Genomic DNA, 21,315 nt, shown 5'->3' with positions numbered 1-21,315 from the left:
CGATGCGCGAATCAAACGCGCACAGGACGACTCGACACGCGCGACAGAACCATCGCGCGAATCTGCGCAGGCCGGTGCGTCGGTCGCCGTAAAACCTTGGGGAATTGCCGGGGGAGGACCGACGTGACGCGTGCGGGCAACCGCACGCATGCGGAACGTCGACGTACGCGGACGATACGGAATCCGCGTCGTGGTTGTTGCATTGCTTTTTCATGTGAGGTGTCACGATGAAGAGCATGGTCAAGGCGGCACTGGCCGTCATTTGTGTGTTGGGTGCGTCAGGGCTCGCCCGGGCACAGGACGATGGCGCCGCGTCAACGTCGAGCAAGCCGTCCGACTCGGCGATCAGCGCGACGTCGATGGGCAGCATGCCCAGCGCCGGGTCGCAGGCGGGTGGGCCGACCGGGCTCACGCGCGCGCGAGTCAAGGAGGAATACCTGCGCATGCAGAAGTCGGGGGATCTTCAGCGTCTCAACCAGTTGTACGAAGGCGGTCAGTAGCGGCACATGTCCGGCTCGGCATGGTCGCTCGTGTATCGGGTGGGGGTAGCTGGCGCGACCATGCATGGCCGACGGATGGACCGGCAGCGAGCAGAAGCGCGCCCGGCGTTCTTTCATGCCGAGCGCGACCCGTTGAAACACACGGACGGCATCCGTCCGTGATGCATGCACATACGTGCATACCACCGCGCCGCCGGCCCGTTGCAAGCCGGTGGCATCCCGCCTCACTCGCGCAAACAAACCTGCCTGATCCGGTCGTCGGCCAGCCCGTTCGCGCTCATGCTGGCGAGCCTCAACCCGCTTCGGCCGCCCACGCGATGGCATCGGCGCCCGCCGGAATGCGCATCGGGCACGAGGGATCGGTCGCCGCACGCCACACGGCTTCGGCAACGTCCTGCGCATGGGTGATCGGTGCGGACTCGTCGACCAGGCGTGCAAAGGTCGCCGCGACGAATTCCGCATAAGCCTCGTGCTCGAAGCCGTGCATGTGCGCACGCGCGTTGTCGGCGAAACGCGTGTCGGGCGCACGGCCCGGCAGCACGAGACGCGCACGCACGCCGAACGGTTCGAGTTCGAGCGCCACCGATTCGGTGTACGCATTGACCGCCGCCTTGCTGGCGCGATAGGCGGCAAGCAGCGGCAGCACCTTCAACGTGACGCTCGACGTGACGTTCACGACCACACCGGCGCCGCGCCGGCGCAACTGCGGCAGCACCGCTTCCGTCACCGCGATCGTGCCGATCGTGTTGGTCTCGAACAGCGCGCGCACGGTGTCGATCGGCATCAGTTCGGCCGGTGCGGCCGCGCCGAAACCCGCATTGTTGACGAGTACGTCGATCGGGCCGGCGGCGTCGATCGCCGAGCGGATGCTGTCGGGGTTCGTGACATCGAGCGCCAGCACGCGCAGGTGCGCCGACGGCGGCAGCACGTCTTCGCGCGGCGTACGCATCGTCGCGACGACCTGCCAGTCGCGGGCCAGGAAATAGCGGGCAATCTCGAGGCCGAAGCCGGAGGAACAGCCGGTGATCAATACGGTCTTCATGCGAACTCACTCCTGTGACGTGTTGAGCATGTGTTCGTACGATAGATGGCCGGATCCGTATTCGCTACAATCGAAAATCCGATTTTCATTTGCGAGAGTCCGGCGATGATCGACCCGTTGACCGAAGTCGTGACGCTGCTGCAACCGGGCGCGCGGCACGCCAAATACATCCGCGGCGCGAGCCCGTGGTCGATCAGCCGCACGGTCGCGGGCGAGCCGTTCTATTGCGCGATCCTCGACGGCGGGTGCCGGATCGCGATCGACGGGCATGCGCCGATCGAGCTGCTGCCCGGCGATTTCATGCTGATTCCGGCGGTGTACGGCGTCGCGATGTCCAGCCTCGAACCGCCACCGCCCGGGGTCGAAACCGCCCCGCCGGTCGAAATCGACCCCGGCGAATTCCGGATCGGCGATCCCGCCAACCTGGTCGACACGCGGATGATGGCCGGCAACTGCACCTTCGGTTCGTCGGACGCATCGCTGCTGATTTCGCTCTTGCCCCGATTCGTGCACGTACGCGGCGAACCGCGACTGACCACGCTCGTGCAACTCGTGCGCGACGAATCGCGGGCCCAGCGCCCCGCGCGCGACATCGTGCTGGCGCACCTGCTGGAAGTGCTGCTGATCGAGGCGCTGCGCTTCACGTCCGGCACGAACGCGTCGCCCGGCCTCGTGCGCGGGCTCGCCGACAGCCGGCTGGCCGCCGCGATCCGCTGCATGCACGAACGCCCCGCGCATCCGTGGACGATCGTCGAGCTGGCGAAAGAGGCCGCGCTGTCGCGCTCGACCTTTTTCGAACGCTTCAGCCGCGCAGTCGGCCTCGCGCCGATGGAATACCTGTTGACGTGGCGCATGGCGCTCGCGAAGGATCTGCTCCGCCGCAACGAGGGCCGCATCGCCGAGATCGCAGGGCGCGTGGGCTACAGTTCCGCGAGCACTTTCAGCGTCGCGTTCACGCGCCACGTCGGCCGGCCGCCCGCGCAATATGCACGCGACGAACAGGCGGCGACGAACGAAACATGATGCGCATCCGCACGCCCTGCCCCGCGACCTGCGCCCCCTGTTTCCGGATTCCCGGATCGATCGACATGCGTCGGCGCCCGAGCCCGCTGCGGGAGACGAACAGGCAGGGCGCGTCGCTCAGGTCCCCGTCGACGTATATTTGCGCACGCCGAACCGCCACGCGACGAAGCACGCGCCCAGGAACACGAACGCGACCGCCGGCGCGAGCGGCAGGAACCAGCTCGGCGCGCCGAGCGGGTCGGGCTTGCCGAGGATCGCCAGCACCGGGAAATACGCGATGCACGCGATCGGCACGACGAACGTCAGGAAATGGCGGAGCCAGCCCGCATAGAGGCTGATCGGAAACTGCGCGGCCTGCACGCCGCCATACGTGACGACATTGACGATTTCCAGGCTTTCGACGGTCCAGAACGCGAGCGTTGCCTGCAGCACCATCAGCCCGAAGAACAGCGCGACGCCGCCGGCGATCGTCCACACGGCCAGCGCGATCGACGTGGCGTTCCAGTCGAAATCGAGCGCGCGCGTCGCGACGACCAGCACGACGACGCCCTGCAGCAACCGCCCGATCACGCGCAACCGGAAGTCATGGCCGATCAGTTGCAGCGTGGCCGTGCGCGGGCGCAGCAGCAGGCGGTCGAAATCGCCGGTCCGGATGAAATCGCTGCCGAACACGTCGAACCCGCGGCTGATGAAATCGGCGATCGCGAAGCTGACGCTGACCATCCCGAAGAACATGCAGATGTCGCCGAAACGCCAGCCCTGCACGTTGCCGAAGCGGTCGAACAGCGCCCAGATGCCGGCCAGTTCGATGATGGTCGTCAGGAACGTGCCCGCGCAAAGCATCAGGCTCGACGCCGGATACTGGAGCTGGGCGCGGATCGAGGTCGCGAAGTAGCGGGACAGCAGGCGAGCGGCATTCATCGGCTCAGCCTCCCTGCACGTGAAGCCGCGACATCACGCGGTGCAGCGCGATGCGCCCCAGCGTGACGAAGGCGGCGATCCAGAACGCCTGCAGCGCGAGCCCGGCCCAGGCGGCGCCCCCGCTCAGCGTGCCGATATAGATCCGCGACGGGATGTCGAGCATCCCCGCGAACGGCTGGGCGATCAGCAGCGGCTGCAGCCAGTCCGGAAACAGGCCGAGCGGAATCAGGTTGCCCGAGAACAGGATCACGAACGCGGGCGCGAGCGTGTTGATCCCGCGATCGGTCAGCGTCGCGGCGATGCACAGGTTGAGCAGCATCACGAAGGCGGCGGCGAGCCCGATCATCAGCAACACGGACACGACGAACAGCACGGCCCGCGCGGCATCCGCCGGCGGCTGCCAGGCCCATTCGCCGAAACCGGCAAGCGGCAGCGCGATCGCCGCCGCGACGAACATCAGCACGACGCGCGGCAACGCCCGCGCGCTCATCCACGCCATCGCCCGCACGTACCACCACGTGTAGGTATCGACCGGGCGCAGCCGGTCATAGCTGACCGCGCCGGTTCGCACCGCCGCCGCGACGTCGGGGTCGCCGGCCCACGGCAGCAGCGCGAACATCGCCTGCGCGATCCATGTGTAGGTCGTCACCTGTTCGAGCGTCATCGACGCGTGCGCGTGCGCGTGCGTGGCGTGACGATAGAACGCCGCGTAGATCATCACCTTGAGCGCCCCCCACCAGCATTGCGTGGTGAAGCCCGCGAGGGCGGCCGCGCGATACTGGAGCAGGGTCTTGAAGCGTGCCGAAAAGGCCGCGGCGTACGGGCGCAGGGCGTCCATCGGCTTACGCTTCCGTCGCGCCGTGCAGGCGATAGAAGCGCGCGATGACCTCCTCGATCGCCGGCTGCTCGACACGGATATCCTCGACCGCATGCTCGGCCGCGATGCGCGCGACGAGCGCGGGTGCACCGATGACGCCCGGATCGAACGCGAGCTCGACCGTGCGCCCCTCGCGTCGCAGCAACTGCGTTCCGGCGATGTCGAGTGCCGGTGCTTCGTTGGCGAAATCGACCAGGATGCGGCGGTCGGACAGCACGCCGGCGCGCAACGCGTCGAACGGCTGGTCGGCCAGCACGCGGCCGTGCCCGATCACGATCACGCGCTCCGCGAGCGCCTCGATATCGTGCATGTCGTGCGTCGTCAGCAACACGGTCACACCACGCTCGCGATTCAGCGTCTTGACGAACTCGCGCACCGCGAGCTTCGACGGCGCATCGAGGCCGATGGTCGGTTCGTCGAGAAACAGGATCGGCGGCTCATGAAGCAGCGCCGCGGCAATTTCGGCACGCATCCGTTGCCCGAGCGACAACTGGCGTACCGGCTGGTGGAGCAGGCTGTCGAGGCGCAGCATCGCGACGAGCGCGTCGCGTGTCCGCCGGTACGCGCCGGGATCGACGCGATAGATGTCGCGCAGCAGGTCGAAGCCGTCGATGACGGGCAGATCCCACCACAACTGGCTGCGCTGCCCGAACACCGCGCCGATGCGCGCGACGTGCGCGATGCGGTCGTCGAACGGCACGCGGCCGTCGATGATCACCTTGCCGGCGGTCGGCCGCAGGATGCCGGACAGGATCTTGATGGTGGTCGACTTGCCGGCCCCGTTCGGGCCGATGAAACCGAGCAGTTCGCCGCGCTGCAGGCTGAAGCTGACGTCCTTGAGCGCTTCGACTTCACGCCAGCGGCGGCGCAACAGGCCGAGCATGCCGGGTTGCCGCTCGGCGATGCGGTAGGTCTTCGCCAGGCCTTCGACGATGATCTGGGACATGCCATCCTCGCGGGTTCGTTGACCGCCCGCGGCCGTCGGGCAGACGGTGCCGGCGCGGAAAGCGCGCGATCTTATCATGGGGCGGGACGATGGATCGACAGGATGCCGCCGCTTGGCCGACCGCGACGTGTTTCGGGCAGGCTGTGCGGAGAATCCCGACTTCGTCAGGCTGGCGTTGCACGGGCCGGAGAAGGCCGTAGGAAAGGCGGTGAAGGGGCGCGCGTTGCACGCCTGACGCAGCGCGTTTCGACTACAAGATATCGCCCGTGCTGCCGATTTTGTATCGATTCGGAAGGATTGCCCGGATATAGCCCCTTTGGCTAGGCTCGAAGCCGATCTGGCTACACATTGACTGCGATCGGCACGCCGTCCGCCATGCCCAGGCGTTGCCGGTCACGACGCAGCCCACCACGATGCACGCCGGAATCACCGATGCGCCAGCACGTTGACGAGCTTGCCGAACGGATCGCGCACATAGAACCGCCGCACGCCCCACGGCTCGTCCGCCGGCCCGTATTCGACCGGAATCCCGGCCGCCTGCACGCGTGCGAGCACTTCATCGACGTCGTCGACCTCGATCGACAGATCGGGCGTCGGCGTGCCCGCCCCACCCTCCGATGCGAAGCTGATCTGCACGTCCATCTGCTCGGCGTTGCCGTAGGTCGCGATCCAGCCGTGATCCATCAGCAGGTCAAGGCCGAAGATCCGTTGGTAGAAACGCTTTGCGTCGTCGACTGATCGGGTGTCGACATTGGCGACGATCCGTTTGACTTTCATCGGGTTCCTTCGCGGGGCATGACAGTACCGCGACGCTACACCGGAACCGCGCGCGCGACCAGTGCGTCAGCGGCCGGCCGCCTCCATGTTCGCCCGCCGCGCCCGCGCGGGCCGCTCCACGTGCTTGCCGGCCAGCCACACGCCAATCGCGACGACCACGATGCCGAGATAAGTCGTCACCTCGATGCGGTCGCCGAACATCCACGCGGCCCACATCAGCGTCACGGGCGGCTCGAGATAGACGAGGGTCGCCACGCGCGTCGCGGGCATGCGCTTGAGCAGCGCCCACAACGACAGGTAGGCGACGAAGGTCGAGAACACCGTCAGCCACACGACGGAGACCCACACGTTCGGCTGGGTCGGCACATGCAGGTTGCCCGTGGCGATCCCGCACGCCGCGAACAGCACGAGGCTCACGCAGCCCTGCACGAACAGCGGCAGGAACAATCCGTCCTCGTTGCTGCGCGCGGCCGTCAGCGCGCGGCGCCGCTGATAGATCGTCGCGATCGACAGCCCCAGCGCGGACACCAGCGGCAGCAGGTACATGACGAGCCCGACCGACCCGGCCGGCAGCGCATATTGCCCGCCGATCACGATGCCCACCCCGACGAACCCCACGACGAGCCCGGCCCACTGTCGCGCCCCGCTGCGCTCGCTGCCCTCGACCGACGTCATCGCCGCGGTGATGAGCGGCTGCAACGCGGCGACGATCGCGGCAATGCCTGGCGGCAGGCCATGCTGAATCGCGATATACACGCAGGTCAGGTAGAGAAACTGCGACAGGAAGCCGATCACCGCGTGATAGCGAAGCTTCTCCCACGTCAGGCGCCCGAGCTGCCGGTTGAGGACGATCGCAAGACACAGCGTGACGAGCAGGAACCGCCAGAACAGCAGGTTGAACGCCCCGGCCGTCTCCGCGCCGAGCTTGGCGCCGATGAAGCCGGAACTCCACGACAACACGAAAACGAGCTGGAGCAGGAATAGCTGCATGGGGCGACGGGTCTCAGTAAGTTGCCGGGGACAGGCGCTGGTCTTCCAGATCCTCGGGGCGAATCGGTTCGAGCCCGAGGCGGAGGTACTGCAGTTCGGCGTCGTCCCGGAGCGCGCGCTGCAGCGCCAGCCAGTTGACGATCGTGCGCGGGATGCCGTCGTCCGACGCGAGATGCCAGAACCCGTTGTCGTCCTCCCGCGTATACGGGCAATGAAACGACAGCACCAGCGACATGCGGCGCCCCGACTCGACCGGTTCGACGCCATGGAACAGCTTGCTGCCGTAGATGAGCAGCGCGTCGCCCGCCGTGTCCAGATTCGCGGTCTTCACATGCCGGCGCTCGCGATCGTGGCGGTCGAACGTCTCCGCGGTCGATTCGTAGAACAGAAAGTTTCCGCCCTCGTAGTCGGATCGATCCGACAGCACGATGTTCAGCACGAAGCTGGTGCCGTCGGTGTGCCACATGCCCAGCTGCTCCTTGCCGTCGCGCTGGTCCATCGGGTAGTAGTAGTTGAACTGCGACCGCGCATTGACCATCGGATATGGAATCAGCGGCACGCCGGCCAGACGCGACATCCTCAGCAGGAACGCGCGGTCGTGCATCATGTCGTCGATGAACCGCGAGCGCTCCGTCACCGCACGCACGCGCTTCGAGATGATCCAGTTGCTGCTCGACGCGCTGCACTCCAGCGCGCGGCCGATCTCGCGCAACGCATGAACCGCTTCGTCGGAAAACAATCCGCGAAGATGGCACACCGCATTGAGCGCATCCGAGCGCGTGCCGCGCATCGGTACATCGCGATAGCCGAGATCGTCGAGGTTGCGCCGGTATCGCACTTCATAGCCATCGCGCAGGCAGGCGCTGCTCCAGCGCATCGGTTCCGTCACGGCATCCAGCGTGCCGTCGACGTTCGCGCCGCCGGACAACGACGTCTGCAGCGCGAGCCTCACCCGATCGAAGCCTCGCGCAAACACCGGCAATGCATTTCCCTTGTTCATCGCGTGCCTCGCTGTCGTGGTTGCGGCATTCAGCCCTTGAACTGGGCGATCTGGTACACGACGCTGCCGTCGCCGCTGTGCAGCTCGTCGATCACGCGGCAATTGGCGTGGCTGTGGCGGACGTGGCGGAATTGCTCCGGCGTGTATTTCAGGCAGACGTTGGTGATCAGATGCCCGTCGGCCCCCGCTTTCGAAACGGGTTGCAGCGTGACCGCCACATGGAACTGGTCGCCGAGCAGATTAAGCCGGACGATCGACACATGGTGCTTGCCGAGCGGCTCGAAGCCCTGCTGCCGGCTGACGACTTCGGAGAACCGCACCATGTTCTCGTTCTGGTAGAAGTTGTAGATGGGCTCTTCGCGCCCCTCGACCAGCAACTGCATCTCCGACACGACGTAGGTCGACTTGCCGCCGAGATTGCGGATGAGCCGGCCGATCGTCACCGGCAATTCATTGCCCTCCTGGAACCCGAGCATCGTGATGAACGTCACGTCCTGGCCCACGTCGATGTGGTTCCATTGCACGTTCCGGTAATCGTCGGCGATGTAGTTGAAACAGCCGGGCGTTTTCAGGAACGGCATGATCGCGTGCCGCATCGCGTCTTCCGACGACTCGTTGATGTCGACGGCCGTGTAGCGCAGATGGTCCGGGCCGCCACCGCTGACGGCCTTCACGAGTTCGGTCGTCTTGACCGGCTCCGGCCCGAGCTCGATGTAATGCACATCGCGGCCGCGCGACAACGTCGCGAGCCGCTCGCTCAACTTGCCGATCGCTTCGCGCAACGACCCGTTGCCGTCGCGGTCCGCGCACAGCGCGGGGCTCCGCACGCCCAGCTCGTTCAGGTTCCGCATCAGCGAAAACACCTCGCGCCCTGCTTCCCTTCTCCTCGCGTCATCGTCGCCGTGCTTGAGCGTCGAATATTTTTCGTGATTCTCGACCGTCCATACCGACTCGGCCTTCAGCTTCCTGTCCCGCACCAATGCATCTACAACGAAATCGTTGATCGACATGAATCGTTCCCCGGATACGTGCAACGCCCGGCCGGCTGCCTGCCGTTGTCTGCCTGTTGACCGAGAATATGGGATGCTCAATAATTCCGTCAATCGACATTACCTGAATCACTGATTCGGAAAAACCAAATCATGCCGCGCACCCTGGACGTCGACCTGCTGCGTACCTTCCACGCCGTCGCGAAGCTCGGCCGCTTCAAGGATGCGGCCGCTCATGTGAATCGCAGCCCGTCGTCGGTCACGGCGCAGATTCAGAAGCTCGAGGAAATGGTTGCGCAGCGCTTGTTTACGCGGAACAACCAGGCCGTCGAACTCACGCAGTACGGCCACAAGCTGCTCAGCGACACCACCGAGTTTCTGCTGAGCCACGACCGGCTAGTCGAATCGCTGTCGCCGCAGATACTGACCGGCAAGCTGCGGCTCGGCATCCCCGATTCGTACGCCGCGCACTTCATGGCGGAATTCCTGCCGCGCTTCGCCGCCGACCGGCCGCTGCTCGAGCTGACCGTCGAAGCGCGCTCCAGCGAAGAACTGCAGTCGCTGTTCTCGCGCGGCCAGCTGGACATCACGATCGCCGTGGTGCAGAAAGTGCCGCCGCACGGCGAGCTGCTCAGCAAGACCCATCCGGTGTGGGTCGCCGCACGAACCTTCAAGTTCAATCCCGATGCGCCGCTGCCGATCGCCGTGCAATTGCAGGGCTGCCCGTACCGCGACACCGCGCTGAGCGCGTTGAGGAAGGCGAAGATCGCGCACCGGATGCTGCTCGAAAGCGCCAGCTCGCCGGCGGTCGAAGCGTGTATCGCCAACGGCCTCGCGGTCGGCCTCATCGAACACGATCGCGTATCCGGCAACCTGACGAGCCACGTCGCCGGGATCGTGCTGCCCGATCTCCCGCCGCACCTGATCACCATCCTGACGGACGACAGCAATCGCGCCGCGCTGCATCTGCGCGACGTACTGAAAAGCACGTTCAGGATCGGACTGTGAAGACAAGGCCGGGAACCGGCCTTGCAAGAGAAAGCAAAACAGAAGCGCCGCCAGCCCGTTGCAGGCCGGCGGCTTTCGGCGTCAACCGCCGAGGTACGCCTGCTTGATCCGGTCGTTCGCGAGCAGGTTCGCGCCCGTATCGGCGAGCACCACGCGCCCCGTTTCGAGCACGTAGCCGCGATCGGCCACACCGAGCGCCTTGTTCGCGTTCTGCTCGACCAGGAACACCGTGACGCCTTCGTCGCGGATCGTGCGGATGATGTCGAAGATCTGCGCGATCACGAGCGGCGCGAGGCCGAGCGTCGGCTCGTCGAGCAGCAGCAGGCGCGGCTTGCTCATCAGCGCGCGGCCGATCGCCAGCATCTGCTGCTCGCCGCCCGACATCGTGCCCGCCCGCTGCGCCGCGCGTTCCTTCAGGCGCGGAAACAGCTTGAACACGTGCTCGATGCCGTCGTCGATCTCGTGACGGCTCGCGAAGAAGCCGCCCATCTTCAAGTTCTCGAGCACCGTCAGGCTCGGGAACACGCGCCGCCCTTCCGGCGAGATCGCCATCCCCTGCCGCATGATCTGGTGCGTCGACATCGCGGTGATGTCCTTGCCCTCGAACAGCACGCGGCCCGACGAGGCGCGCGGCGTGCCGCACACGGTCATCATCAGCGTCGTCTTGCCGGCGCCGTTGCTGCCGATCAGCGTGACGATCTCGCCCTTGTTCACCTCGATCGACACGCCCGCGAGCGCCTCGACCGCGCCGTAGTGCGTATGGACCTGTTCCAGCTTCAGCATCACTCTTCCCCCAGATACGCCTTGATCACGCGCGGGTCGTTGCGGACCGCTTCCGGCGTGCCGATCACGATCGGCCGGCCGTGCTCCATCACGAGGATGCGGTCCGATACGCCCATCACGAGGCTCATGTCGTGTTCGATCAGCAGCACCGATACGCCGAACTCGCGGCGCAGCTTGTCGATCAGGTGCTGCAGCTCGATCTTCTCCTGCGGGTTGAGGCCGGCCGCCGGCTCGTCGAGCATCAGCAGGCGCGGCTCGGTGATCATGCAGCGCGCGATCTCCAGACGCCGCTGGTGCCCGTACGACAGCGTGCCGGCCTGCCGGTTGGCCACCGCCGTCAGCCCCATCCGGTCTAACCACACGGCCGCGCGTTCGAGCGCCTCCTTCTCCGCGTGACGATATGCGGGCGTCGCGAACAGGCCGTGCAGCAACCCCGCCTTCACCTTGCGGTGCTGTGCGACGAGCAGGTTCTCGACGACGGTCAGCGACTTGAACAGGCGGATGTTCTGGAACGTGCGAACCAGGCCCTTCAACGCGATCTTGTGGCTCGGCAGCCCCGCGATCGCGTGGCCGTCGAGCACGACGTCGCCGCCGGTCGGCTTGTAGAAGCCGCCGACGCAGTTGAACACCGTGGTCTTGCCCGCGCCGTTCGGCCCGATGATCGCGAACACCTCATCGCGGCGCACGTCGAAATCGATGCCGTCCACCGCGAGCAACCCGCCGAAGCGCATCTGCAGCCCGGCGACCTTCAACAGTTCTGCATTCGCGCTCATTGCGGCAGCTCCACGTGGGGACGGCTCGCGGGCAGCAGGCCCTGCGGACGCCACATCATCATCAACACCATCACGAGACCGAAGATCAGCATCCGGTACTCGGCGAAGCCGCGCGCGACTTCCGGCAGCACGGTCAGCAGGATCGCCGCGAGAATCACGCCGAGTTGCGAGCCCATCCCGCCGAGCACGACGATCGCGAGGATCAGCGCCGATTCGATGAAGGTGAACGATTCAGGATTCACGAGGCCCTGGCGCGCCGCGAAGAACGCGCCGCCGATGCCGGCGAACGCCGCGCCGAGCGTGAACGCCGACAGCTTGATGCGCGTCGGGTTCAGGCCCAGCGAACGGCACGCGATCTCGTCGTCGCGCAGCGCTTCCCACGCACGGCCCATCGGCATGCGGATCAGGCGGCTCGTCACGAACAGCGTGAAGCAGACCAGCACCAGCGCGATCAGGTACAGGAAGATCACCATGTGCTCGCCGCTGTATTCCAGCCCGATCAGTTCATGGAAGGTCTTCGCGCCTTCGACGCTCGCGCTGCGCGCCATCTCGAAGCCGAACACCGTCGGTTTCGGAATGCTCGAGATGCCGTCCGGGCCGCCCGTGAGGCTCGTCAGGTTGTTCGCGAGCAGGCGGATGATTTCGCCGAAGCCGAGCGTCACGATCGCGAGATAGTCGCCGCGCAGGCGCAGCACCGGGAAGCCCAGCAGGAAGCCGAACGTCGCCGCCGCGATGGCCGCGATCGGCAGGCACTCCCAGAACGACAGCCCGAAGTACTGGTTCAGCATCGCGTACGTATAGCCGCCGACCGCGTAGAACCCGACATAGCCGAGATCGAGCAGCCCCGCGAAACCGACCACGATGTTCAGCCCGAGGCCGAGGATCACGTAGATCAGCGCGAGCGTCGCGACGTCCACCGCGCCGCGCGAGCCGAAGAACGGCCACACGAACCCGATCGCGAGCATCACCCAGATGATCACGCGCTGCTGCTGCGCGCCCATCGCGGGCACCGCCGGCAGCTTCACCGCCGCTTTCGCACGCACGAGCCACGGCTTGAACAACTGGAACAGGAACACGGCCGCGACCGCGATCCACACCGGGCGCCAGTGCGGCGTCAGCACGACCTGATAGCCGTCGAGCTTCAACTGCAGGCCGAGCACCGGAATCGTGAGGATCGCCGTCAGGAACGCGGCGGCCACGGCATTTTTCAGCGCCTGGCCGATCGACGCGTCGGCGGCCGGGCGGCGAACGGAAATGACTTGACTCATCTGCGTCTCCCTCAAACCTTTTCGATGTCCGACTTGCCGAGCAGGCCGGTCGGGCGGAAGAGCAGGATCAGCACGAGCAGGCCGAACGCAACGACGTCCTTGTACTCGGCCGGCATGTAGCCTGCGGCGAAGGTTTCAGCGAGGCCGAGCAGCACGCCGCCGAGCATCGCGCCCGGGATGCTGCCGATCCCGCCGAGCACCGCGGCGGTAAACGCCTTGATGCCCGCGACGAAGCCGATATACGGGTTCAGCTTGCCGATCGTCAGCCCGATCAGCACGCCGCCGACGGCGGCCAGCATCGCGCCGAGCACGAACGTGAACGAGATCACGCGGTTCGTGTCGATGCCGAGCAGGTTCGCCATCTTCATGTCTTCGGCGCACGCGCGGCACGCACGGCCCATCCGCGAATGCGAGATGAACAGCGTGAGCGCGATCATCAGCACGAGCGTCACGCAGACGATCATCAGGCGCGAATACGGGATGGTCACGTCGAAGTCGCCGCCGAGATGGATATCGAATGCGCCGGAGATCAGCACGGGCACGGACACGTCGCGCGCGCCCTGGCCGATCTGCACGTAGTTCTGCAGGAAGATCGACATGCCGATCGCGGAGATCAGCGGCACGAGGCGCGGGCCGCCGCGCAGCGGCCGATACGCGACGCGCTCGACCGCGAAACCGTACAGGCCGGTGACGATCACCGACACGATCAGTGCGGCGCCGAGCACGAGCGGCAGCGGATAGCCGGCGGAGATGCCGATTGCAGTGAGGGTCACGAGGCCCACGTAGGCGCCGATCATGTAGATCTCGCCGTGGGCGAAGTTGATCATGCCGATGATGCCGTAGACCATCGAATAGCCGATGGCGATCAGCGCATAGATCGCACCCAGCGTCAGGCCGTTGACCAGTTGCTGGGCGAATTGCGGAAAGAAGTCAGTCATGTGCGGGAAGCTCCCGTTGGCGTTGTGTCGCATGCCGCCGCCGGATCACGGCGTTCGGCCGCGCGCAACGCACGGTGTCGTCTCGGGCCGCCCCTTGGCTGCGCACTGGGCCGATGCGCAGCCAATACGCACCCGCCCCGTCCGGGTCTCGGACAGGGCGGGTGCGCAGGCGGGTACTCCGTATTACTTGGCGGCGGTCTTCGTCGCGTCCTTGTGCCACGTGTACACGACGAACTTGAACGCCTTCAGGTCGCCCTGTGCGTCATACGCGACCTTGCCGATCGGCGTGTCGAACGTCGTCTTGTGCATGTACGCGGCGACCTTGGTCGGGTCGGTCGTCTTCGCTCCCGCGATCGAGTCGGCGATGATCTTCACCGCTGCGTACGCCGGCATCTGGAACGGGCCGTTCGGGTCGCGCTTCTTGTCCGCGAACGCCTTCACGAGTGCCGCGTTGGCCGGATCGGCCGAGAAGTCGGCCGGCAGCGTGACGAGCATGCCTTCCGAGGCCGGGCCGGCGATTGCCGTCACGTCCTTGTTGCCCACGCCTTCAGGCCCCATGAACGTTGCCTTCACGCCCTGCTCGCGCGCCTGGCGCATCAGCAGGCCCATTTCCGGGTGGTAGCCGCCGAAGTAGACGAAGTCGACGCCTTGCGACTTCAGCTTCGTGATGATCGCCGAGTAGTCCGAATCGCCGGCGTTGATGCCTTCGAACAGGACGACCGGAATCTTCGCGGCTTCGAGGTCCTTCTTCACCGACGAGGCGATGCCCTGGCCGTACGACTGCTTGTCGTGCAGGACCGCGACCTTCTTCGGCTTCACGTTGTTGATGATGTAGTGCGCGGCGGCCGGGCCTTGCTGGTCGTCACGGCCGATCGTGCGGAAGATGAAGTGGCGCTTCTTGCCTTCCGTCAGCTGCGGAGCGGTGGCCGACGGCGTGACCATCACGATGCCTTCGTTCTCGTAGATATCCGAGGCCGGGATCGTCGAACCCGAGCACACGTGACCGATCACGTACTTGATCTTCTGGCTGACGATCTTGTTGGCGACGGCGACGGCCTGCTTCGGTTCGCAAGCGTCGTCCATCATCACGACTTCAAACTTGTTGCCGCCCGCACCGCCCGCTGCGTTGATCTGCTCGATCGCGGTCAGCGCGCCGGCCTTCACCATGTCGCCGTATTGGGCGACCGAACCGCTCATCGGACCAGCGATGGCGATCTTCACGGTTTCCGCTTGCGCGGCGGCGGCGCCGGCGGCGAACAGCACGGCGGCGACGGAAATGGACGTAAGACGGGACAGCGTCATCAGGAGCTCCTCGATGTTGTTAGTCATACGGGCAAAGGCGGCATGACTTGCGCAATCGAACAGCACCCGGGGCGAGGACATGGGACACGCCCGAGACACATAGAAGACGGAACTCCGGCGGAATGTTGCGTAGCGGGGCCCGGCTCTTGCAGTCCCCGAAGGGGACGTCTGGTTCGGAAAGACATCGTGATGCGTCTTGCATTGCGCAAGCGTTTCGCCTGCCCCGCTTGCCAAATCGCTTGTTCGGAGGGATGGTCCGACAGCCGTTGGCAAGGCAGTCGAAATTATATGGGCGTTTTTAAATCGTCTGTCAAAAATGCCGGTCGACCGAGGGAAAACACGGAGGGTTTTGTGGGGTGGTGGTGGCGATCGGGGCGCAACCTTGGGCCGGGCGAGAACGTTTGCCTGGGGTGCAATTGGGTTGCTATGGGGTGAGCTGAATTGGCTGGTTGCCTTGCTGCGCGTGGCGTTCGACGATTGTTGATTCCGCGCGACGTGCTTTCGGGCTGCTAAGGGTCTGATCGTTGAAAATTAATCAACTGATGATTACTTGGCTGGGCACCAACTCGGGGCGTTCGCTTGAGGCGGCAATTCCTTCTGTTTACATACAAAACTAAACATTTGGAAGCAAGTTGTTATTTTCATGAAATAATACGAATTCGCTTCTGCAATCCAGCCAGCCTTCCTGTGAGTCGCGTACGCCGCGCCTCGCAGTCGCTTCAGGGCCGCTTCGACGCCCGTCCGTCGCCCAGCCGCCAGCCAGTGATCTGCCGTTTTTTTCTCATCGCATATCACCTGCTTCGGAACGCTGATGAATCACCTCCCCCGCTTTTCTTCCACCGCCGCCGCGATTGCGTGTGCGCTTTCTGTTTCTGCTGTCGATGCTTCCGGGCGCGATTCGTTGGCCGATCGGTCGGCGGGCGCCAATGTGTTTCGGTCGGAGCGTAGGGCTGCTGCTCGGGATGACGGGCATGCGGCACGTATGGGCCATGGTCGCCTGGAGTACGCAGCGCCGGTGGAGCGCAGTCCGTTCGATACGCCGGATACGCGGCCGTTGAGGGTGACGGGCGATGCGCTTGTGGCGCCGACGCCTTCGGTTGAGCACGAGGCTGATTTTGTATTGCCGTCGAATCGCGTCGCGCTTGGTGCGGGTGGGAGCGACAGCTTTGGTCGCGCGGTGCCTGGATATGAACAGCGCGCGGAGAACTGGAATGAGTATCTGCGCGCTAACGGCTCAAGGTCGGCTGGTAGTGGCGGTTCGTATGCGCCGCAGCGGCCGTACGACGCTCCGCGCGGCCCGCATGGTGCGCCGAATCCGTTTGATCCTTCAGTGCCGCAGCCGGAAACTCGAACGTTCTATGACAACGGCGCGGGGACGAAGTGCACGGCTACCGGCGGTGCGGGGACGTCGCGGTCGTCTTGCAATATTGGTTGGTGATGCGCGGCAGCGACTGGTAGCGGCGGTCCCACCACACGCGCTGCGCGACATCGCGCAGCGCGGCCGCATCCTGCGGCGTTGCCTCTTACAACTGCGTGATGATCAGCCTGCCCGGCTCAATCGTGATCTGAGCCTTTCGGCCCGGAACAAATCCAGCATCGTTGACCAGCCACATTCCACCGATCTTCATATACGGATAAAACTTCTCGGGCCTGGGTTCCATCGTTTTCGGGGAACCCCACATTTCCTGGATCGTTACGAAACGTTCCGTCTTCGGCGGTCGTGCTTTATGATTCGGCTTAGCCATGGGCAACTCCTTACAAGTTGGCTGTGGTTAGCGGGTCGTGAGTGTTGGTAGCACTTGCGGCCCGCGCTCGTTTACTGCGGCACTTTAATGGTTCGGATTCCTCCTTTGTTGGTGTCTTTTGGAAACGATGCCTCGACAGGGGATTAGCACGTGTAGCGCATCCATTCACACGCACGGCTTGCATCCGATCATCGTTAGTTGGGCATTGCCTATTAGACCATCGTCGACACCATTTCGGCCACACGTTAGCCATCAGGTATAGGCACGCGGTCCCATCGCATGCTCATCATTGCACGCACTGATATTGACGGGGCGAAAGTCGATCAAGACGACCATCCATAGGACTCCCGGCGTGACGATTCGAAACAGTTCGAATGAATCTAACTAAATTGCGAGAGTACGTTCCGATACCACGTGGAATCTGAGTGTCACGGGTTGACTCAGCGCTCCCACCGAGGCCCACCATACGGCCGTCGGCCAGCCCGATCGACGGCACCATGCTGGACAAAATCTCGTCCTCGATACGACACACGCTACCCGCCTTGCGCGCCAGCGACGCGATGCCGATCAGCATCGCATCGCAGGTGTCGTGGACGACGCAGTCGTTGATATCCTTGAAGCGGTCGCAGTCGAGATACAAAATCGCGCCTCACTGCCCCGGCTTTGCCAAGGGCGAGCGCGAGACGAGATTCGAACTGCACACGGTTGTGCCAGGCCCGTGAGCGCATCGTGCATCGCCTTGTGTTCGAGCGACGCGCTCTCGTCGCGCAGCGTGTTCTAACAGTCTTCGAATTCGTCGCCGAGTTGGTTCAGTTCGGCGATCACGACCGGCTCGCCCCGTTGCGCAAACGCACACTCGTGCCACACCGCGCGTCTGAAGTGATTTTCCGTGCGCAAATCAAAGGTAGCCTCTACTTCTAGTTTCAATCACCTTTCTCGAAAAATCGAAATCATCTCCATAGACAACGATACCCCCGAGGAATAGATAATTAACAAAAAAATCTACCAACCTCACTTCGACAAGCTCATCAAACAAAATTGATACCCGCAAGTATTCATTCAAGAAGCAAGCATCCCTCCGAAATTCCAACCATATTTCACGAGGAAAAATCACAACCTGTTCCAATCCACCACATTGCGAGTTACCCTGGTCGTTCAACTCAACCATCGGCTCGTTCAATCTTTCGTCATCCTCGAGATAGACACAAGTCTGAATCGATAAATACCCACTCGTCAACTTGAACGTGACCGCGTTCGTATCTAGCTCATCGTAGACAAAATCAACCCATACCGGATGTATCTCGAGCTCCATCACACCCCTACCATCTCAAACATTTAGATTGTGCGCAGCCATGGAAATCACTCAATTTTTACAAGCCGCACCTGCTGAAAAACACGAATCTTATACCATCAATTAATTTCGCGGATCATAGAAGCCATCCTTTTCACGGTAATAGTTAATCGCAAATACGATATCCGCAACAGATGCATTTGAATTTCGCTTCCACTCAAAATTAACTATATCTCGAACCGTCTCCATATCGAACAGCTGCCGCATATCTCTGCTCTTTGCAATTTTTGGCAAATGCGTCCCCGGAACAACATCTTCGAGTTCATCATCTCCTTCCAGAAAAAGGATTTCCGCACTAAGAGGATCGGCCGCCCAGGCACTTTGATTTATAAAAAGAGCCGAATCCCAGTTGAGACCGTCCACCTCACCAAGAAAATCTTGAATCGAATGATAGATTTTCATAGATATCCCTCAAATTAACGACAACCTGTTCCGCCGCCCCATGTGCTTCGACCACCAACACCGTTTGCGTGGTAGTCGAGATGGCGTGAAGCATGATCCGCTCGATCAACCAATTGCAAAAGCCCGCCCACTTGACCGCGGTGATGCCAAGTTGTTCCGGTAAACGCTTTCCCTCTAAACGTGCCGAGCCTCGTCGGAGCGACGTACTCAGAAATTCCGGGATACCTAGCCTCGAGTGTCGATGCAAGCGCCGGGTCATTCTTTATCGCGTAGTAAAGCTGCCTGTTCATATCGGTAGCTCGTCGTGCCATAGCGCAGATCCCGCTTCTGGATCACATCTCCCGCAGCGACGTATTGCCATTGCTTCGCAAGCAGTTCGTCTGCGGCCCTGCCTCGCTGTGCAACTTGCCGAGCACGACGACCAACCGCGTCGTACCCGAAATGACTCGTCAGCTTGCCTTGCGTCCGCAGCACTTCCCGATGCAGATCATCGCGCTCTATGTCGGCAACTGCGGCACCGTCAACACGGATCTGGTGCACATGCCCCGACCCGTAATGCAGCCAGTCGATCGTGCGCTCGCCTGAGATCGTGGTGCTGACGCGGTTACCAAGCTCATCGTAGGTATGCGCAAGCCAGCCCGTCGGCGCGTATTCCTCGAGCACCTCACCGCGCGCCCCGTACTTCAGGCTGACCCGATTCTTCAGCGACGAACCACGAGCCCCCAGCGTGTACAACTCGGCCGACGCGATTCGGCTTGCCTTGTCATACAGGTATTCACAACGCTCATGCGTGGCTTGCTTCGCCGTCAGTCGTCCGATCGCATCGCGCTCGTATCGCGTCTCGATCTTTCCATCCCGCACGATCGTGCCTTGGCCGCACACGTCGTATTCGTAAGTGCGCTTGTGACCATCGAGCCCGATTTGCGCAGCGACCAAATCGCGACGGTCATACTGAAAGCGATACGACTCGCGATTATCGTTCGTCAAGCTAGTGTATTTTTCCCAAGGGAAACGACAAAGCCCCCCCGGTTGCCACGATCATCTACCACATGCGAAATAAAGGTTGAATGTTGCTGTGGCACGGCAGCCTTCCAGGCTGCGCTCGAAAGTCTCCTCTTTAATTTCATATTCTGGAGAAATATCAGGTTCCCATGAATCGAGCGCAACGAGAAAGAATGGCGTCCGCGACGGAAGCCGTACGATCGCATCGCGCTCGTACGTGGCCTGGAATTAAAATGCTCTCCGGCGCCCTTATTTTCCAAGAACTTCGAGCATGCAATTTACTTTGACGATTTTGCTACAAAATAGGCGAGCGTGTTGTTAGTTAGATAATTTGCATTGGAGCCATCAAACATCGCCGCAGCATCCGGCCCCGCGAAGAATCGAGTTTCCGGCTTCTCCCTAACAGCGCCAGTCTCGCGGTCGATCAAGTATGCCTTTACCGCAAACTTCTTGAATACTTTCCAGACCACCTTAACAAACTCGTCCGTTGCCTCATCTGTTTCGGGGTCATAGGACGCCGCTAAGCGGCCATCCCGTAGGCTACCTGGTGCATATTTGGCCTCATGCGACCGTAGGAACTGAATTGCCCCAGGCCCCTCCATAGACCCGATATAGCCCGACCCGCCCGGATGAGGAGCAACAAATTCACGCGTATAGCGCTCCACAGTGCAAATCGCCTCATCGAGAATCACGACATCGGAGAATGACTGTCCATGACACTCGGCCATGCTCTCATGCACAGGAGGAATGGGTGAATTCCAAATATACGAATCAATAAATTTGACGTGAGGAATATGCGCTTTCAGTAAATCTGAAAACACTGCTTCATCAACACTGGTCATAAAGGTCTGCAACGTCGGCATCTTTAACCGCGCACCATTCTTGACTCCGTTCAGATGAACACCTAAATTCTGCATTTTTTGTCGTAGTGTGACCATCTTTGGATCTTTCGAGTCGGACACCACAACAATCTCGCTGTGTCCGACTCGTCGTAGCTCAGATAAAAACGACAAGTCGCTGCTATTCGACTTACTTATCAAATCCACTCTCGTCGATTCGACTCCCACTTGCGAGAATTGACCTACGTCACTTGGATGACTGAGCTACAAAATAGACAAGTGCGTTGTTAGTTAGATAACTCTCGTTCGAACCATTGAATTTCGCTGCAGCATCCGGGCCGGAAAAAAAACGAGTTTCTGGTTTTTCACTTACCACTCCAGTCTCGCGATTGACCAAGTATGTTTTAAGTGCAAATTTCTTGAATATTTTCCAGACTACCTTAACAAAAGCATCCATTTTCGGCTCGGCGCTTGGGTCATAAGATGCCGCCAACCTGCCGTCGCGTAAAGATCCAGGAGCATAGTCAGCATCTCTCGATCGAAGAAACTGAATCATTCCGGGTCCGACATTCCCGCCCATGTAACTGCCGCCTCCGGGGTGAGGAGCAACATATTCTCGTGCATATCGCTCGACGGTGCAAATTGATTCGTCAATGATCACGACATTTGAGAACGGGTGCCCATGACATTCCGCCATATTGTCATGAACAGGGGGAACCGGCGAACTCCAAAGAAATGAGTCAATAAACTTGACACTTGGTATGTGCGCCTTCAGCAGCTCCGAGAACACTGTTTCATCGGCGGCGGTCATGAATGTCTGCAACGTCGGCATCTTATTA

Annotated in this window: 22 protein-coding genes and 2 pseudogenes; 5 read left to right on the top strand and 19 right to left on the bottom strand. The window is 62.5% G+C overall.

Features of this window, described 5'->3' with window-relative positions; translation table 11 throughout:
* Positions 1 to 227 precede the first annotated feature (227 nt).
* Positions 228 to 500, top strand: coding sequence for a DUF4148 domain-containing protein (locus G3N99_RS04855; RefSeq protein WP_206121776.1), 273 nt, complete (start codon positions 228 to 230; stop codon positions 498 to 500).
* A 292-nt stretch (positions 501 to 792) separates the two neighbouring features.
* Here G3N99_RS04855 and G3N99_RS04850 read toward each other — a convergent pair whose 3' ends face one another.
* Positions 793 to 1,542 (bottom strand): SDR family oxidoreductase, encoded by a 750-nt coding sequence (locus G3N99_RS04850; protein WP_206121775.1) that lies wholly within the window; start codon positions 1,540 to 1,542, stop codon positions 793 to 795.
* A 45-nt stretch (positions 1,543 to 1,587) separates the two neighbouring features.
* On the opposite strand from G3N99_RS04850, the gene G3N99_RS04845 reads away from it, so the two are divergent.
* Entirely contained in the window at positions 1,588 to 2,565 is a 978-nt protein-coding gene (locus tag G3N99_RS04845) for an AraC family transcriptional regulator (protein WP_206121774.1), read from the top strand.
* Between the two features lie 117 nt (positions 2,566 to 2,682).
* Here the strand turns inward: G3N99_RS04845 and G3N99_RS04840 are convergent, their stop codons facing one another.
* From G3N99_RS04840 to G3N99_RS04830, 3 genes are read right to left on the bottom strand one after another with little or no spacing between them, the layout of a single operon-like run.
* Positions 2,683 to 3,486 carry an ABC-2 family transporter protein gene (locus G3N99_RS04840; RefSeq protein WP_206121773.1) on the bottom strand — a complete coding sequence of 268 codons (804 nt, stop codon included), beginning with the start codon at positions 3,484 to 3,486 and terminating at the stop codon, positions 2,683 to 2,685.
* Between the two features lie 4 nt (positions 3,487 to 3,490).
* Positions 3,491 to 4,324: an ABC-2 family transporter protein gene (locus tag G3N99_RS04835; protein ID WP_206121772.1), complete on the bottom strand. Its 834-nt coding sequence runs from the start codon at positions 4,322 to 4,324 to the stop codon at positions 3,491 to 3,493.
* Between the two features lie 4 nt (positions 4,325 to 4,328).
* Complete coding sequence (locus G3N99_RS04830; protein WP_174931341.1) at positions 4,329 to 5,309, bottom strand: ATP-binding cassette domain-containing protein; 981 nt, start codon at positions 5,307 to 5,309, stop codon at positions 4,329 to 4,331.
* A gap of 115 nt (positions 5,310 to 5,424) precedes the next feature.
* On the opposite strand from G3N99_RS04830, the pseudogene G3N99_RS41770 reads away from it, so the two are divergent.
* A pseudogene (locus G3N99_RS41770) lies at positions 5,425 to 5,544 on the top strand (DUF2000 domain-containing protein); the annotation flags it as partial.
* A gap of 191 nt (positions 5,545 to 5,735) precedes the next feature.
* Here G3N99_RS41770 and G3N99_RS04825 read toward each other — a convergent pair.
* The 4 genes from G3N99_RS04825 to G3N99_RS04810 all read right to left on the bottom strand — a co-directional run bounded on the left by G3N99_RS04825 (position 5,736) and on the right by G3N99_RS04810 (position 9,086).
* Positions 5,736 to 6,086 carry a VOC family protein gene (locus tag G3N99_RS04825; protein ID WP_206121771.1) on the bottom strand — a complete coding sequence of 117 codons (351 nt, stop codon included), beginning with the start codon at positions 6,084 to 6,086 and terminating at the stop codon, positions 5,736 to 5,738.
* A 66-nt stretch (positions 6,087 to 6,152) separates the two neighbouring features.
* Positions 6,153 to 7,076 carry a DMT family transporter gene (locus G3N99_RS04820; RefSeq protein WP_206121770.1) on the bottom strand — a complete coding sequence of 308 codons (924 nt, stop codon included), beginning with the start codon at positions 7,074 to 7,076 and terminating at the stop codon, positions 6,153 to 6,155.
* Between the two features lie 13 nt (positions 7,077 to 7,089).
* Positions 7,090 to 8,076 carry a 2OG-Fe(II) oxygenase gene (locus tag G3N99_RS04815; RefSeq protein WP_206121769.1) on the bottom strand — a complete coding sequence of 329 codons (987 nt, stop codon included), beginning with the start codon at positions 8,074 to 8,076 and terminating at the stop codon, positions 7,090 to 7,092.
* Positions 8,077 to 8,105: 29 nt separating this feature from the next.
* Positions 8,106 to 9,086 (bottom strand): hypothetical protein, encoded by a 981-nt coding sequence (locus tag G3N99_RS04810; protein ID WP_174936654.1) that lies wholly within the window; start codon positions 9,084 to 9,086, stop codon positions 8,106 to 8,108.
* A 132-nt stretch (positions 9,087 to 9,218) separates the two neighbouring features.
* On the opposite strand from G3N99_RS04810, the gene G3N99_RS04805 reads away from it, so the two are divergent.
* A complete protein-coding gene (locus G3N99_RS04805; RefSeq protein WP_206121768.1) occupies positions 9,219 to 10,073 on the top strand; it encodes a LysR substrate-binding domain-containing protein in 855 nt (284 codons plus the stop codon).
* Between the two features lie 81 nt (positions 10,074 to 10,154).
* Here the strand turns inward: G3N99_RS04805 and G3N99_RS04800 are convergent, their stop codons facing one another.
* The 5 genes from G3N99_RS04800 to G3N99_RS04780 all read right to left on the bottom strand — a co-directional run bounded on the left by G3N99_RS04800 (position 10,155) and on the right by G3N99_RS04780 (position 15,137).
* Positions 10,155 to 10,856 (bottom strand): ABC transporter ATP-binding protein, encoded by a 702-nt coding sequence (locus G3N99_RS04800; protein WP_011354263.1) that lies wholly within the window; start codon positions 10,854 to 10,856, stop codon positions 10,155 to 10,157.
* The gene (gene livG / locus G3N99_RS04795; RefSeq protein WP_174936649.1) at positions 10,856 to 11,629 is read right to left on the bottom strand and encodes a high-affinity branched-chain amino acid ABC transporter ATP-binding protein LivG; all 774 of its coding nucleotides are present in this window, start codon (positions 11,627 to 11,629) and stop codon (positions 10,856 to 10,858) included. The genes G3N99_RS04800 and livG overlap by 1 nt, the downstream gene beginning before the upstream one ends.
* Positions 11,626 to 12,897 (bottom strand): high-affinity branched-chain amino acid ABC transporter permease LivM, encoded by a 1,272-nt coding sequence (locus G3N99_RS04790; protein ID WP_011354261.1) that lies wholly within the window; start codon positions 12,895 to 12,897, stop codon positions 11,626 to 11,628. Before G3N99_RS04790 ends, livG begins: the two co-directional genes overlap by 4 nt.
* An 11-nt stretch (positions 12,898 to 12,908) precedes the next feature.
* Positions 12,909 to 13,835, bottom strand: a complete 927-nt coding sequence (gene livH, locus G3N99_RS04785) for a high-affinity branched-chain amino acid ABC transporter permease LivH (protein ID WP_041493199.1) — start codon at positions 13,833 to 13,835, stop codon at positions 12,909 to 12,911.
* A 183-nt stretch (positions 13,836 to 14,018) separates the two neighbouring features.
* On the bottom strand, positions 14,019 to 15,137 hold the full coding sequence (locus G3N99_RS04780) for a branched-chain amino acid ABC transporter substrate-binding protein (protein WP_006480712.1): 1,119 nt from the start codon (positions 15,135 to 15,137) through the stop codon (positions 14,019 to 14,021).
* A gap of 811 nt (positions 15,138 to 15,948) precedes the next feature.
* Here G3N99_RS04780 and G3N99_RS04775 point away from each other — a divergent pair.
* Positions 15,949 to 16,575 carry a hypothetical protein gene (locus G3N99_RS04775; protein WP_174985807.1) on the top strand — a complete coding sequence of 209 codons (627 nt, stop codon included), beginning with the start codon at positions 15,949 to 15,951 and terminating at the stop codon, positions 16,573 to 16,575.
* A gap of 85 nt (positions 16,576 to 16,660) precedes the next feature.
* Here the strand turns inward: G3N99_RS04775 and G3N99_RS04770 are convergent, their stop codons facing one another.
* The 6 genes and pseudogenes from G3N99_RS04770 to G3N99_RS04740 all read right to left on the bottom strand — a co-directional run bounded on the left by G3N99_RS04770 (position 16,661) and on the right by G3N99_RS04740 (position 21,287).
* A complete protein-coding gene (locus G3N99_RS04770) occupies positions 16,661 to 16,882 on the bottom strand; it encodes a SymE family type I addiction module toxin (RefSeq protein WP_206121767.1) in 222 nt (73 codons plus the stop codon).
* Between the two features lie 460 nt (positions 16,883 to 17,342).
* Positions 17,343 to 17,752: pseudogene (locus G3N99_RS41765) on the bottom strand (GGDEF domain-containing protein); the annotation flags it as partial.
* A gap of 544 nt (positions 17,753 to 18,296) precedes the next feature.
* Positions 18,297 to 18,635, bottom strand: coding sequence for a hypothetical protein (locus G3N99_RS04760; RefSeq protein WP_206121766.1), 339 nt, complete (start codon positions 18,633 to 18,635; stop codon positions 18,297 to 18,299).
* 255 nt (positions 18,636 to 18,890) lie between these two features.
* Entirely contained in the window at positions 18,891 to 19,622 is a 732-nt protein-coding gene (locus G3N99_RS04750; protein ID WP_241011476.1) for a hypothetical protein, read from the bottom strand.
* Between the two features lie 293 nt (positions 19,623 to 19,915).
* Entirely contained in the window at positions 19,916 to 20,599 is a 684-nt protein-coding gene (locus G3N99_RS04745) for a hypothetical protein (RefSeq protein WP_346778465.1), read from the bottom strand.
* A gap of 124 nt (positions 20,600 to 20,723) precedes the next feature.
* A complete protein-coding gene (locus G3N99_RS04740; RefSeq protein WP_241011475.1) occupies positions 20,724 to 21,287 on the bottom strand; it encodes a hypothetical protein in 564 nt (187 codons plus the stop codon).
* Positions 21,288 to 21,315: the final 28 nt, after the last annotated feature.

The sequence above is a fragment of the Burkholderia sp. Ac-20392 genome (assembly GCF_017104585.1).
In the GTDB taxonomy this organism is placed as follows: domain Bacteria; phylum Pseudomonadota; class Gammaproteobacteria; order Burkholderiales; family Burkholderiaceae; genus Burkholderia; species Burkholderia lata.
This window is presented reverse-complemented; position numbering and strand designations above follow the sequence as displayed.

Bases quoted from the DNA above. Each gene is read 5' to 3' on its own strand.
- G3N99_RS04855 (WP_206121776.1), top strand. From the start codon at position 228: ATGAAGAGCATGGTCAAGGCGGCACTGGCCGTCATTTGTGTGTTGGGT.
- G3N99_RS04850 (WP_206121775.1), bottom strand. From the start codon at position 1,542: ATGAAGACCGTATTGATCACCGGCTGTTCCTCCGGCTTCGGCCTCGAG.
- G3N99_RS04845 (WP_206121774.1), top strand. From the start codon at position 1,588: ATGGCCGGATCCGTATTCGCTACAATCGAAAATCCGATTTTCATTTGC.
- G3N99_RS04840 (WP_206121773.1), bottom strand. From the start codon at position 3,486: ATGAATGCCGCTCGCCTGCTGTCCCGCTACTTCGCGACCTCGATCCGC.
- G3N99_RS04835 (WP_206121772.1), bottom strand. From the start codon at position 4,324: ATGGACGCCCTGCGCCCGTACGCCGCGGCCTTTTCGGCACGCTTCAAG.
- G3N99_RS04830 (WP_174931341.1), bottom strand. From the start codon at position 5,309: ATGTCCCAGATCATCGTCGAAGGCCTGGCGAAGACCTACCGCATCGCC.
- G3N99_RS04825 (WP_206121771.1), bottom strand. From the start codon at position 6,086: ATGAAAGTCAAACGGATCGTCGCCAATGTCGACACCCGATCAGTCGAC.
- G3N99_RS04820 (WP_206121770.1), bottom strand. From the start codon at position 7,076: ATGCAGCTATTCCTGCTCCAGCTCGTTTTCGTGTTGTCGTGGAGTTCC.
- G3N99_RS04815 (WP_206121769.1), bottom strand. From the start codon at position 8,076: ATGAACAAGGGAAATGCATTGCCGGTGTTTGCGCGAGGCTTCGATCGG.
- G3N99_RS04810 (WP_174936654.1), bottom strand. From the start codon at position 9,086: ATGTCGATCAACGATTTCGTTGTAGATGCATTGGTGCGGGACAGGAAG.
- G3N99_RS04805 (WP_206121768.1), top strand. From the start codon at position 9,219: ATGCCGCGCACCCTGGACGTCGACCTGCTGCGTACCTTCCACGCCGTC.
- G3N99_RS04800 (WP_011354263.1), bottom strand. From the start codon at position 10,856: ATGCTGAAGCTGGAACAGGTCCATACGCACTACGGCGCGGTCGAGGCG.
- livG (WP_174936649.1), bottom strand. From the start codon at position 11,629: ATGAGCGCGAATGCAGAACTGTTGAAGGTCGCCGGGCTGCAGATGCGC.
- G3N99_RS04790 (WP_011354261.1), bottom strand. From the start codon at position 12,897: ATGAGTCAAGTCATTTCCGTTCGCCGCCCGGCCGCCGACGCGTCGATC.
- livH (WP_041493199.1), bottom strand. From the start codon at position 13,835: ATGACTGACTTCTTTCCGCAATTCGCCCAGCAACTGGTCAACGGCCTG.
- G3N99_RS04780 (WP_006480712.1), bottom strand. From the start codon at position 15,137: ATGACGCTGTCCCGTCTTACGTCCATTTCCGTCGCCGCCGTGCTGTTC.
- G3N99_RS04775 (WP_174985807.1), top strand. From the start codon at position 15,949: ATGAATCACCTCCCCCGCTTTTCTTCCACCGCCGCCGCGATTGCGTGT.
- G3N99_RS04770 (WP_206121767.1), bottom strand. From the start codon at position 16,882: ATGGCTAAGCCGAATCATAAAGCACGACCGCCGAAGACGGAACGTTTC.
- G3N99_RS04760 (WP_206121766.1), bottom strand. From the start codon at position 18,635: ATGAAAATCTATCATTCGATTCAAGATTTTCTTGGTGAGGTGGACGGT.
- G3N99_RS04740 (WP_241011475.1), bottom strand. From the start codon at position 21,287: ATGACCGCCGCCGATGAAACAGTGTTCTCGGAGCTGCTGAAGGCGCAC.